14 protein-coding genes and 1 riboswitch are annotated in these 12,353 nt (G+C 67.8%); of the genes, 5 read left to right on the plus strand and 9 right to left on the minus strand.

From position 1 onward, the window contains the following. Positions 1-32: 32 nt before the first annotated feature. Positions 33-2,003, plus strand: coding sequence for an FUSC family protein (locus tag JOF55_RS08660; RefSeq protein ID WP_310272274.1), 1,971 nt, complete (start codon positions 33-35; stop codon positions 2,001-2,003). Positions 2,004-2,035: 32 nt separating this feature from the next. Here the strand turns inward: JOF55_RS08660 and JOF55_RS08665 are convergent, their stop codons facing one another. From JOF55_RS08665 to thiO, 3 genes are all read right to left on the minus strand, one after another. Next, positions 2,036-2,800 (minus strand): thiazole synthase, encoded by a 765-nt coding sequence (locus JOF55_RS08665; protein ID WP_310272277.1) that lies wholly within the window; start codon positions 2,798-2,800, stop codon positions 2,036-2,038. A 3-nt stretch (positions 2,801-2,803) separates the two neighbouring features. Next, the gene (thiS, locus tag JOF55_RS08670) at positions 2,804-3,004 is read right to left on the minus strand and encodes a sulfur carrier protein ThiS (RefSeq protein ID WP_310272280.1); all 201 of its coding nucleotides are present in this window, start codon (positions 3,002-3,004) and stop codon (positions 2,804-2,806) included. Then, a complete protein-coding gene (gene thiO / locus JOF55_RS08675; RefSeq protein ID WP_310272284.1) occupies positions 2,992-4,134 on the minus strand; it encodes a glycine oxidase ThiO in 1,143 nt (380 codons plus the stop codon). The genes thiS and thiO overlap by 13 nt, the downstream gene beginning before the upstream one ends. Continuing rightward, positions 4,125-4,233, minus strand: a riboswitch (TPP riboswitch). (Overlaps the previous gene by 10 nt.) A gap of 105 nt (positions 4,234-4,338) precedes the next feature. Between thiO and thiE the strand changes: the two genes are divergently transcribed. Next, a complete protein-coding gene (thiE, locus tag JOF55_RS08680; RefSeq protein WP_310272286.1) occupies positions 4,339-5,013 on the plus strand; it encodes a thiamine phosphate synthase in 675 nt (224 codons plus the stop codon). Positions 5,014-5,088: 75 nt separating this feature from the next. Here thiE and JOF55_RS08685 read toward each other — a convergent pair whose 3' ends face one another. Next, positions 5,089-6,213: a S1 family peptidase gene (locus tag JOF55_RS08685; RefSeq protein WP_310272289.1), complete on the minus strand. Its 1,125-nt coding sequence runs from the start codon at positions 6,211-6,213 to the stop codon at positions 5,089-5,091. 358 nt (positions 6,214-6,571) lie between these two features. On the opposite strand from JOF55_RS08685, the gene JOF55_RS08690 reads away from it, so the two are divergent. Then, positions 6,572-7,615, plus strand: coding sequence for a threonine ammonia-lyase (locus tag JOF55_RS08690; RefSeq protein ID WP_310272292.1), 1,044 nt, complete (start codon positions 6,572-6,574; stop codon positions 7,613-7,615). Here JOF55_RS08690 and JOF55_RS08695 read toward each other — a convergent pair. After that, entirely contained in the window at positions 7,596-8,357 is a 762-nt protein-coding gene (locus JOF55_RS08695) for a GntR family transcriptional regulator (protein WP_310272295.1), read from the minus strand. The genes JOF55_RS08690 and JOF55_RS08695 overlap by 20 nt on opposite strands. Positions 8,358-8,679: 322 nt before the next feature. Between JOF55_RS08695 and JOF55_RS08700 the strand changes: the two genes are divergently transcribed. After that, positions 8,680-9,741: an SIS domain-containing protein gene (locus JOF55_RS08700; protein ID WP_310272298.1), complete on the plus strand. Its 1,062-nt coding sequence runs from the start codon at positions 8,680-8,682 to the stop codon at positions 9,739-9,741. 127 nt (positions 9,742-9,868) lie between these two features. Next, positions 9,869-10,357, plus strand: a complete 489-nt coding sequence (locus JOF55_RS08705) for a hypothetical protein (protein WP_310272303.1) — start codon at positions 9,869-9,871, stop codon at positions 10,355-10,357. Between the two features lie 42 nt (positions 10,358-10,399). Here the strand turns inward: JOF55_RS08705 and JOF55_RS08710 are convergent, their stop codons facing one another. The 4 genes from JOF55_RS08710 to JOF55_RS08725 form a co-directional block, all read right to left on the minus strand. Continuing rightward, positions 10,400-11,008, minus strand: a complete 609-nt coding sequence (locus JOF55_RS08710; RefSeq protein WP_374727430.1) for a DUF3159 domain-containing protein — start codon at positions 11,006-11,008, stop codon at positions 10,400-10,402. Between the two features lie 65 nt (positions 11,009-11,073). After that, positions 11,074-11,214, minus strand: a complete 141-nt coding sequence (locus JOF55_RS08715) for a hypothetical protein (protein WP_310272307.1) — start codon at positions 11,212-11,214, stop codon at positions 11,074-11,076. Then, positions 11,198-11,950 (minus strand): ESX secretion-associated protein EspG, encoded by a 753-nt coding sequence (locus JOF55_RS08720; protein WP_310272310.1) that lies wholly within the window; start codon positions 11,948-11,950, stop codon positions 11,198-11,200. The genes JOF55_RS08715 and JOF55_RS08720 overlap by 17 nt, the downstream gene beginning before the upstream one ends. Beyond that, the gene (locus JOF55_RS08725) at positions 11,951-12,247 is read right to left on the minus strand and encodes a hypothetical protein (RefSeq protein ID WP_310272314.1); all 297 of its coding nucleotides are present in this window, start codon (positions 12,245-12,247) and stop codon (positions 11,951-11,953) included. Positions 12,248-12,353: the final 106 nt, after the last annotated feature.

A 12,353-nucleotide genomic window follows, 5' to 3' on the forward strand; every position in this document is an offset into this window, starting at 1 on the left:
CGGGAACGGTCGAAGGCATAGCTGGATCAGTATTGAAACGAGTACGAGAGCGACTGGCCACGGAAGCGGGGGCACCCGACCCACGGCAGCACCAGTACGCCACCGTGGTCGTGCTCGCCGTCGTCGCCGCGAGCACGGTCGGATGGGCGTTCGGCCTGGCCGCACCCACCCTCCTCGCCGGGCTGACAACCGCTTTCGCGCTCGTCGGTGCCGGTGGGCAATCGCTGCGCGCGGACCTGCACCGGTTCTCGTGGTTCGTCCCCGCCCTGGTGCTGGTCATGACCGGTGGTCCGCTGCTGATGCACGTTCCGCTCCTGGCCGGCCTCCTGGTCTCGGCTGTGGTGTTCGGCGCGGGCATGCTGCCCGCGATGGGGGAACGCAGCCGTATCGCCGGGCAGACGTTCGCCGCCGCCACACTCATGTCCACCACCACCGGTATCGGCTCGAACCAGCCCGCACTCGTGCTGTTCGGTGCTGCGGTGACGGGGGCGCTGTTCGCGCTGCTGCTGCGTGTCGTGATCGGACTCGGTGATCCCACTCGATCGACCCGGGCCGTGGTGGCCAGTACACTCACCGAGCCGGGCCCCGGGGTCATCGAGCACGCGGCACTGGCCTGGCGAGGTGACAACGCAGCAGGTACCTGGCTCGAACAGGTCCTGGCAGGAGCGGCACGGTTCCGCGCCGCCAGGGAAACCATGCTGGCCCAGGCCCAGCGGGTCGACCACGCCGGAGCCGAACGACTGCGCCGGATCGTCGCCGAGGCCGACGTGGTCGCCGCCGAACTCGCCAAGGCCGTCCGCGCCAGCGCCTGTATCGGACTGCCGTCACTCGCTCGCGTGGATCCGGCCGAATCCGTCCTCCGCCGCGACGGCAGCCAGGACATGCCCGATGCCGCGCGCGGTATCAACGAGGGACTCGATCGCATCCGCGCTGCCGTGATCGAACGCGATGTGACCATGGCCCCGCGTGTTCGGGGTGGGCGGCTCCGGTCTGCCCGAGCTGCGGTCCGGGCACACCTGTCGTTGCGTTCTTCGCTGTTCCGGCACGCCCTGCGCTGCACGCTCGCGGTCGGCGCGGGCATGGTCATCGTGCTGCTCCTGCAGGACCCGTCGGTGTCCACGTTGCTACTGAGCCTGTACGTGGTACTCCAGCCTGCCGCCAGGGACAGCATGACGGGCGCTCTGGAACGCACCGGTGGGGTCGTGCTGGGCGTGGCCGCACTGGCGATCCTGATCACTCTGCTACCGGGTGCCTTCCTGCTCGTCCCCGTGGCGATCACGACGATGTTGCTCCGAGCTGAACTGCTGCGCTCCGACTACAGAATCCTGCTGGGGTCGCTGATCGCCGTCACGGTCGTGACCCAGGCGATGATGCTGCAACGATCCCTGATCGACGCGGCGATCGGTTTCGCAGCCAACACCGCCATCGGCGCCGCCATCGCCCTGATCATCGGCTACATCGGTTACCTGGTCCTGCCCGGCAGTCTCGTGCCCGACGTTGCCGGAACGGTCCGAGCCACCGTCCGGTCGATCTCGGAGTTGCTGCACGGTGTCCGGGACACCGATCGCGGTGCCGACCTGTGGCAGCGGCTGCGGCCTGCGAACATCCTGGCGTTGCGCCGCACCCAGGACCTGCTGGGAATGCCCGCACTGCTGGACGGGACAGGAGATACTCCCGACGATGCGCGTCCCACGCGCGCTGCGGCTGTGGCGCTGGAGGCTCTGCGGCAGGACCTCGCAATCCTGGCGTCGCAGCCTGCGGAGGAACAAGCAATCGCCATGCCCGCGTTACGTGCGGTGGACGATTTGCTCGGCGGACGCACCGTGACGGAGGTTCCGGACATCCCCGATGGCGGTGCCCCGGCAACGGAGCTCCTGGCGAGTTCGTTGTTGGAGAATGCCCTGCACGCGCGCGTAGCCATCGATGAGACGCTCGGCTACGACGACCCGTGGAAGAGCTACACCCTCTCGTTCGTGCGCACCGAACACCTGCGTATCCAGTGACGTTGGACGATTTCGCGAGAAATTGCCCGACGTCACTCCATCGGGCGTCCCGGGCTGGAGGCCTGCGCCCAGTAGCGACGGGGAATGCGCCCGGCCTGCGCAGCCAACCGCCCGGCCTCACAGGCCGAGCGCATCGCAGCGGCCATCCGTACCGGGTCCTGTGCGCGGGTCACGGCCGTGGCCAGCAACACCGCATCGCACCCGAGCTCCATCGCCAGTGCCGCATCCGAGGCCGTGCCGATTCCCGCATCGAGCACGATCGGCACCGAAGCACGGGAAGCGATCATGTCGATGTTGTGCGGGTTGCGGATTCCCAGTCCGGTTCCGATCGGTGATCCGAGAGGCATGACGGCAGCACAGCCGGTCTCCTCCAGACGCAACGCGAGCACCGGATCGTCGTTGGTGTAGGCGAGTACGACGAAGCCCTGATCCACGAGTTGCTCGGCCGCGTCCAGCAACTCCACCGGGTCGGGCAACAGGGTGTCCTCATCGGCCACCACTTCCAGCTTGACCCAGTTGGTACCCAGCGCCTCCCGCGCCATCTGCGCCGTCAGCACCGCCTCGGCCGCCGTGCGGCAACCCGCGGTGTTGGGCAACGCCTCGATCCCGATTCGACCCAGCAGATCGAGCACACCACTGCCACCGCCGACGTCGGCACGGCGCATCGCCACCGTCGTCAGTTCCGTTCCGGAAGCCAGCAGTGCGCTTTCCAGAGTCGAGAGGTTCGCGGCACCTCCCGTCCCCATGATCACCCGTGAGTCGAACTTGCGTCCGGCGATCACCAGTGGATCGTCCATTCCTCAACCTCCCTGTACCGCGGTGAGGATCTCGATACCGGTTTGCGGTTCCAGCGGCGTGGCCGGCCAGCTGTCCCGGGCAACGACGGTGCCGTTGACGGCCACGGCCACCCCGCTGTCCGGTACCCCGAAGTCCTTCAAGGCATCGGCCAGCGTGGTGCCCTCGGCGAACTCGCGCGGCTGTCCGTTGATCACGATGTGCATTGCTGTCCTCCCAAGCGCGATGGATCCGCAGCTTTTGCCTCGGCAGGCAACGCACTGCCACACACCAGCCCGACCACGGCTTCCGCCGTGACGGGGGCGAGCAGAAATCCGTTGCGATGATGTCCGGTCGCGGCCACGACGCCGGGTGCCACCCAGCCGAGCAGGGGAAGATTGTCCTCGGTGCTCGGCCGCAGCCCCGCTGTGCTCTCGACCAATGCGTATTCCGCGATGCCCGGCACGAACCGTTCTGCGTCGGCCAACAGGTTCCGCACGCCACCGACAGTGACCTCGGTGTCGAACCCGGCCTCGTACTGGGTGGCACCGATGACGATCCCGTCCGCACGCGGCACCAGGTACACCTGCCGTCCGTGTACCGGCCCTCGTATGGTCCGCCGCGGTGGCGGGATCGATGTTGCTCGAGACCTCAGACGCAGGATCTCCCCCTTGACGGGCCGGATGGCGCCCCGCAACGCCGGATGCAGTTCCTCCGCATGCGCACCCGTGGCGATCACCACGACATCGCAGTGCACTGCCGAGTCGGCCCCAGTCGAGTCGGCGAGCTCGACCACTCCAGAGCGGACACCGCGAGCAGCGGCACGGACGAACTCCACCCCTGCCGATTCGGCGGCGGCACGAAGCGCTTCGAGGGTGATCCGGTTGTCGACCGCGAGATCACCCGGCACCTCCAGTCCCCCTCGGACACCGGGGCCGAGCGAGGGCTCCAGCCCGCGGAGTCGGCGACTGGTGTGGCGAGTGACAGTACGCCCGAGCGAGGCCAGATGGTCGGCGAGAGTGTCGAGTTCCGCACGGTCGGCGCTGTCGGCGGCGACAACGAGGGTTCCCTCGTCCCGCAGGCCCGGCGGCTTCCCCGAGTCCCGGCCGAGCCGCTCGGCGAAATCCGGCCACCTGTGCAGTGAAGCGGCCCCCAGCTCCAGCAGAGGTTCCTCACCGGGCCATGCCTCGGCGATCGGAGCCAGCATCCCTCCCGCAACCCAGGAGGCACCGCCGAACCCCGGATCCGGATCGATCAACCGCACCCGGCAGCCCGCCACAGCCAGCCGCCATGCGGCGGACATGCCGATGACACCGCCGCCCACCACCGCGACGATGCCGTCCTGTTGTCCAGACAATGCACGCTCCCTGCGCCGGTATGATCCGGATCAGGTTCGACGGTCGGGGCATCAGCCCCCTCTCAGTCCGCTCTCGTACGGACTCCCGTGCTTCACCGCCACCCAGGCTATCCGATCCGATCGTGCGAAGTCAGCTCCTGACGAATACGAAAATCCGGAAAGTCCACGCGAGCTGCCATCTCCGAACAAGCTACCCTGAGCAACATGCCTGGATTCGATGGCTACGGGATCCGTGTGCGTCTCGACGAGGCGCGACTGTATCTGTGCACCGATGCCCGTACCGACCGCGGTGACCTGGCCGAATTCGCGGAAGCGGCCCTCGCGGGCGGGGTGGACATCATCCAACTGCGGGACAAGAACCCGGCGGGCGCACCGCTGGAGGCACGACAGGAACTGGCGGCTCTGGAAGTACTGGCCGAGGCGTGTACGCGCCACGGCGCGCTGCTTGCGGTCAACGATCGCGCCGACATCGCTCTGACCGCCGATGCCGACATCCTGCATCTGGGGCAGGAGGACATCCCGGTGGAGTCGGCCCGGCGCCTCGTGGGGCACCAGATGGCCATCGGTCGTTCCACGCACGACGTGGTTCAGGCCGACGCGGCAGCCACCGAGCAGGGAGTGGACTACTTCTGTACCGGTCCGGTCTGGACCACGCCCACGAAACCGGGACGGGAGGCTGCGGGGCTCGACCTGGTTCGCCATGCCGCCGAACACCACGGCCACGGCCGGCCGTGGTTCGCCATCGGCGGCATCGACCACGGCAATCTGGACGAGGCCATGGCCGCCGGAGCCGAGCGTGTCGTTGTCGTACGCGCGATCACCGAGGCCGAGGACCCGCGCCGGGCGGCGGAGACACTGCGTTCCCGTTTGCAGGGATGACGGTGGTTTGCCGCAAAAGTCGGGAAAATTGCAGTTTCGCGCGAAACTGCAATTTTCTCCGCGGCCGGACGTTGCCTAGCCGGTAACCAGGCTTACGCCATAGGTCTGGAGGGCCTCGTTGATCGGCTGGAAGTAAGTCACCCCGCCGCGGTCGCAGTCACCGGAACCGCCGGAGGTCACCCCCTGGGCCTGGTTGCCCGAGAGGAACGCGCCTCCGGAATCCCCCGGCTCGGCACATACGTCGGTCCGGGTCAGACCGGACACGGTGCCCGTTTCGTAGCGCACCGTCTGGTTCTTGGCCTCGATGGTTCCGCAGTGCCAGCCGGTCGTGGAGCCGGAGCGGCACACCGAGGCACCGACCGGGGCCTCCCGCGAACCGGCGACGGTCACGGCACCGCCCCGGTAGTCGTTGACCTGCGGCTTCGGGGTGGCCGAGGACGTGACGTAGGCATAGTCGTTGTGCGGGAAGGAAGAGCCCGCGAAGGTACCGGCAGGTCGGCTGGTGCTGTCACTCCGGTTACCGCAGTGGCCCGCGGTGATGAATCCACCCTGGACGGCGAAGCCGATGGAACAGCGTAAGCCGCTCTTGTTGTAGAAGGCGTTACCGCCGATGATATCGGTGAACAGGCGCGGCGATTCCCGTGACTCGACCACGCGCACCGCTGTGGTGTCCACATCGGTCGAGCGGATGAACTCGGTCGCCCGTTGCGCCGTTCCCATCGCGGTCGTGACGACGACGGAATTGCTCGTCGGGTCGACATACCAGCCGCTGATCGATGTCGGGGCTCGTCGCTCGACTCCGTCGAGCGTGTCGGCCGCCGTGTTGAGCACACTCGCGCTGTCATCGACAAGCTCGGCCTTCGCTCCCGCTGCGCGGACCTCGTCGAATTTCGCCTTGTCGGTGACCCCCACGACCAGCTTGCCGAGGTCGGCATCGAAGTGGGCCCCTCCGAAGGCACCACCGAGGCTGCTCTGCAGTTGCTCCTGGAGCTTGTCGGCGATCTTTTCCTGCTGCAGACGTTCTCGTACCTGCTGCAAGGTCAGGCCGAGGTCTCGCTGCATGGCCTCCAATCGACCTTCCGCGATGGACTCCAGGGGTGTGGCCTCCGGGGCCGCGGTCGCCGGCATGGTCAGCGCGGCGGCAGTTCCGGCTGCCAGCGCCATTGTCCCCGCCATGCGGGCCGCGAGCCTGCGCTTCATGTGCTGTCTCCCTTGTCCTGAGAACGCATCTCCGTCCCCCTGGCGAAGGAGTATGACCCGAGTCATCGATCACACACAGCCTACTTTCGGCGTAGACGGCGAGCGGATTCCGCCCACTGGCGAAGATTTCGTGAAACTCTTTCGGGTGGTTTTACACACATCGTTACGGGGGCGTTATCACGGTAAGCCATCCGGGCAACCCGAACCCGGCCAACGTGGTTTACAGCACTCTCTCCATTACTGTCCGTATCCATCACTGCACTCACCATCCGCAGGATCACCGCAGCACGTTCTCGGATGTGAGCAGCGAGGTGAACGAGCTTGCCGAATCCGGCTTTCGTGCAGAAAGATCGCTTCCATGCAGTTGGTGAGCTACGCCGAGATCGCGGCGGCCCGGACGGTGCTGACGGCGATGCCACCCTCGGTCGGGCCGGTGCGCACCCCGCTGCTCCCGGTGGCCGATGCCGACCCGGCGCGCCCCCTCCTGCTCAAGCCGGAGAGTCTTCAACCGACCGGAGCGTTCAAGATCCGCGGTGCGCTGCACGCTGCCTCCGCCGTACCGGAAGAGGCGCGCTCTCGTGGTCTCGTCGCGTACTCCAGCGGCAACCACGCGCGTGCCGTGGCGTATGCGGCCCGGGCGTTCGGCATGCCCGCGACCGTGGTGGTACCGCACACCGCCCCTGCCGTGAAGGTCGCCGCTGCGCGATCGCTGGGTGCCGACATCGTTCCCGTCGATGCCGCCGAGCGCGAGACACGGGCTCACCGGATCGTGGAGGAACGTGGGGCAACCCTCGTCCCGCCGTTCGACGACCCTGCGGTCATCGCCGGTCAGGGCACGGTGGGGTTGGAGATCCTCGAGGATCTGGATCGCCTCGCCCGCCCCGAGTCCACCGGCGAGCACCTCACCGGCCACGGCCCCGCGAACTCCGGCTTCGCCAGGAGCAACGAACTCGTGGTGCTGGTCCCGGTCAGTGGCGGAGGCCTGATCTCCGGGATCGGTGTCGCGATCAAGTCGGTGCGGCCCGAGGCGACGGTGATCGGCATCGAACCGGAACTGGCCGCCGACGCGCAGGAAAGCCTGCGCGCGGGCACACGTCGTCAGTGGCCGGTCGACTCGCGTACGCGAACCGCCGCCGACGGCCTGACCGCCGAACCCTCGGAGCGCACCTTCGCCCACATGCGCGAGGTGGTGGATGACATCGTCACCGTGAGCGAGGCGGAAATCGCCGAAGCCACCGGGTACCTCGCCCGCACCTGTCGCCTGGTCGCCGAGCGCAGCGGCGCCGTGACAACGGCAGCGTACCGGCACCGTGGAGCGCTGCTCCCGGCGGCGAGCACCGTCGCCGTGGTCTCCGGCGGCAATATCGACGTCGAAGACCTGGTCACGGTGCTGGCGGATTGAGGTCGGCGACGAACTTGTAGCGATCACCCCGGTAGACCGAGCGCACCCACTCGACCGGACGGCCTTCGGTGTCGAAGGAATGACGGGACAACAGCAGCATCGGCAACCCCACCTCGGTCCCCAGGGTCTCGGCCTCCTCGGGACTGGCCAGGGCGGTTTCGATGGTCTCCTCGGCGGTGGCGAACTCGATGCCGTAATGCCCCCGAAGAACCCGGTACAGCGAGACTCCGGCTTCCAACTGTGCGGACAGGCCGGGAAAACGCGGCAACGGCAGGTGGGTCGTCTCGATGGCCATCGGCTCACCATCGGCCAGCCGCAGCCGCCGAAGCCGCAGTACTCCGGCGGCATTGCCGCCCATGTCGAGCAGCGTCGCCATCTCCGGATCGGCCGCCTCCTCGGTGATCTCCAGCAGTCGCGAAGCGGGCTGGCGGCCCTGTGCACGCATGTCCTCGGTGTAGCTGCTCAGCTGAAGGCGTTGGGCCACTTTCGGCCGTGCCGTGAAAGTGCCCTTGCCCTGCACTCGCAGCAGCCGCCCTTCCACCGTCAGTTCGGCCAGCGCCTGGCGCACCGTGGTGCGGGAGACACCGAAGTCGGCAGCCAACGAGCGCTCGGTCGGGATCGACGAGCCGGGCGGCAGTGATCGCAACATGTCGAGCAGGTGCTGTTTGAGCCCCCAGTACTTGGGCTCACGTTGACTACGCTCCGGTGTGTCGGCCCCGCCGGGCACCGAGGCATCGAGCATCGTTCCCTCCTACCGCCGCCCGTCACTGTGCGGAGTCACACCTCGGGTGGGATTCCAGCATGCCCGAAAACACGGATGCTGCATCGGCTGTCTCGTCGGTATCCCCGCTTCCAGGGCGGTAACAGGAACACCGCCCGAGTGTCGAGTATGCGATTTTCGGCAAGCCTCCGGGCATCACCAGGAACCACCGAGGGAGTGTCGCCGACGGCACACCACCGCAGGCATCACCGGATGCAGCCACTCCGGGCAGCTTCGATAGTATTGGTCTAGACCGCCCCGTGCCCGATGCACCACCACGATCCAGTAAACGGCAGGCAATCTCATGAGCGAGGCCACCAACCGAGCCGGAAACCCTCCCGGCAGCCACATGACCGCCGAGATCGCCGAGCAGCCGCAGATGTTCTCCCATCTTCTCGGGCAACGTCGCGCGATCGCCGAGCTCGCCGCCCGGATCACCGAGCGCAAGCCGCGCTTCGCACTACTGGCCGCCCGCGGATCCAGCGATCACGCCGCCCTCTACGCCAAATACCTCATCGAGGTCCTGCTGGAACTGCCTGTCGGACTGGTTTCGCCATCGACGACGACGCTGTATGGAGCGCGGCCGGACCTGACCGACGTGCTGCTGCTCTCGGTGAGCCAGAGCGGCGGCTCGCCCGACATGCTCGAGGTGACCGAAACCGGGCGCAGACACGGTGCGACGACCGTGGCGATCACCAACAATCCCGATTCCGCCCTGAACGACGCCGCCGAGATGTCGGTCGACATCCTCGCGGGCCCCGAGCAGGCAGTAGCGGCCACCAAAAGCTACAGCGCGACACTGCTCGCCCTGTACCTGCTGGTCGACGCGGCGCGGGGCGGCCGAGGCGAGCAGGCCGAGATGATTCCCGAACTCGCGCAGGCGACACTGGATACCTCGCACGACGCCGTGGAGGAGGCGGTCCGCCGCTATCGCTTCGCCGACAGGATGGTCACGACCGGGCGCGGCTATTCCTCGGCCACCGCCGCCGAAGCGGCGCTCAAGCTCACCGAGACGAGCTATCTCTCGGCACGCGCATACAGCGGGGCCGATCTGCTGCACGGCCCGGTTGCTGCGGTGGACACCGAGACCGCTGTGCTGGCGTTGTGCAGTTCCGGCAAGGGTGGCGAAGCCATGCGCGCGGTGCTCGACACGGTGCACGAGCACGGTGCCGACATCTGTGCGATCGGCTCGGCCGCGCCGGATGTCCACGCCACCCATCGGATCGGAGTGCCGTCCTGCGCCGAAGAACTCGCCCCCGTGCTGGAGGTGCTGCCCGTCCAACGGCTCGCGCTCGGACTCGCGCTCGCACGCGGCGATGACCCCGACAGCCCACGGGGGCTCCACAAGGTCACCCACACTCGGTGAGAACGGTTTCCACGGCACTCCGGAGGTTCGGGTAGCACAGCCGGGTAAGAGGTGCCCTCGTCCCGTTTGCCCGCCGGTGCAGCGCGGGTAGTCGCCAGTCAAAAGCGTTCTCTCGAGGAGGAAGCACATGGCGGGACCGACCACCGGCAGATCACGGCAGAGACACGTTCACCGACTCCTCGTCCTCGCGGTACTGGCACTGTTTTCCGTGGTGCTGAGCGCGTGCGGGGGCGACGAGACAGGAGGCCCCGAGACGAGTGCCGACGTCGGAGACATCACGGGACAGCAGGCCTACTTCGGCGGCTCGGATCAATTCGTGGGTCAACGGGTCACCCTGAGCGCCGAGGTCACCGAGGTGTTCACGCCGACCTCGTTCCAACTCGACGCCGCCGAGTGGGGGGACGACTCGCTGCTCGTGGTCTCCGCCCAGCAGCGGAACAACCTCCGCGCGGGCGAGCTCGTGCAGGTAACCGGCACGGTCCGGTCGAGTTTCGCCTACGACCAGAACGCGGACCGGTACGGACTGGCAGCCGACGCGGAAGTCTACAGCGACTACGAGGGCGAAAAGTATCTCGCCGCGAGTTCGGTCAAGCAGCAGGTCCGAACCACCCAGTAATCGGTGCAGGGCTCGGCACCGCCGTCGAGAGTGGTTTACGGTTCACTCCACTCGAGGACGGCGCATGCCGGGATGGTCATCCGGCAGGACCGCGCGCAGAACCCACCAGCTCACTGCCACGCACGCCGCCACCAGCGGCCAGGTCAGCGCGACTTGCGCGATGCTGAGCGCGACAACGGCGTTGGCCGCCCACAGCGGGATGAACACGACCAGCCGCACGGCATACTGCCCCACCCACACCCAGCTCGCCCGGGCATAGGCGCGCAGCAACACCGGGTCCCGACGCCAGCGCGTGCGCTGACCGAGCAGCGTGCCGACGATCACTCCGAGCAGCGGCCAACGCACTGCGATACTGACCATCCAGGCCAGCGCACTCGCAGCGTTGGTCACCAGCCGGACGAGGAAGAAGTCGGCCGCATAGCCGGTGCGCAACGCGATCACCGCACCGAGCATCACCCCGAGCAGACTCACCAGCACCGCCAGTGGACGCGCACCTCGGTACAGCCGCCACAGCCCGATCAGGGCACCGACGGTGACGGCCACCAGCCCGCCGATCGCGATCGACTTTCCAGCAAGCAACCAGCCGAGACCGAACGCCACGGGCGGCACGCTCGCATCGACCGCGCTGGCCCGCCCTCCGAGCAGGTGCATCAGCGAGTCCCGCTCGGAGCTGCTCTCGGAAATCGTGTCGGTCTGCCGGTCCTGCGTCACACGTTTCAGCGTGCCTTACCCCCCGCGACGTACGCACCTACCGGTGTCCTGCGCAACCGCAGCGGCCACGCAGGATCCCCGGCATCACCGGAGTCACCGGCATCACCGGAGTCACCGGAGTCACCGGAGTCACCGGATGCGGGCACGATCGAGTATCCCACCGAGCTGATTGACCATGCCCAGCCTGTCGACGGGCGTGCACGTGAGTACCCCCGCCCCGTCGGGCGACCGGTCACCGAACAGCGTGTAACGACCGCGTTCGGTGTCGAACCATGCCAAACCGGGCAGCCGCGCACGCCGCCCCCGCCGGTCGATGCCGGTAACGACATAGTGGCCGAGGCGGTACCGGACGAGCCCGGTGATCGACTCGACGGCTCGTACACCGTCCGATTCCGGCCCGGACGGATCGCGGTGACCCTCCCCTGCTGCGATCGGTGCTGTGGTGGCCGACACGGCCTCTCCGGTGCCCGGTGGTGCCTGCGGGAGCAGGTCCACGCACACTCCGGGGAGGTCTTCGGGAGTCATGAAGTCGATCCGCAGACCACGGTTGGTGATGAGACCGAGAACTCCCACTTCGCCGGTGGCCACCACGCGAGCAGCCAGCCACTGTCCGGTACGCACGTCGAGCAGTCCGGCCGCCGCGATGGAGACCTCCGAGGTCGACAGCAGGTACAGCGCATCCTCGACCTCCGGTTCGGGTCTGCCCGCCTTGGCCAGGCCCGCCGACTCGAGTTCTTCCCCGACCTGCCGTTCGACCCGGGACCGCTCTTCCGGTGATGCACCGAACCGCGGAATCTCGAACGGGTACTGCCGGATGCTGAGATTCAGCTGCTCACCCAGCACATCCACGGCCTGCACGGACAGGGTGATCGTGTCGACCATCTAGAAATCCCGGTAGGTCGGGGGCGCCTCACCGATGACCGGCGGGGCGACCAGCCTGCTTTCCTCGTATTCCCCGCCGAAAAGGTCGTCGGCCTCGACGAGGAATTGCGGCGCTGCTTCGGAACCATCGGAACCGGGCCTGTCCACACGGAATCCGGAGCCGTTGCGCGCTTCGGTCCCGCCATTGCGCCTTCCGCCGCTGTGGGAATCACCGTCCCGCTGCGAGTCCCGGTTTCCCGACCCCTTGACCGGATGGTTCGCTCCGCCCGTGGTCCCCGCCCAGGCTCCGGAGCCCATCGGCCCGAAACCACCATCGGGCCGGGGCCGGTACTTCGGTGGCTGGGCTGCGGATTGCGGTTCCGACTGCCGCGGGGCTGGTTGTTCCGCGGGCGGCTGCTGCGGA

Source organism: Haloactinomyces albus, assembly GCF_031458135.1.
GTDB classification, from domain to species: domain Bacteria; phylum Actinomycetota; class Actinomycetes; order Mycobacteriales; family Pseudonocardiaceae; genus Haloactinomyces; species Haloactinomyces albus.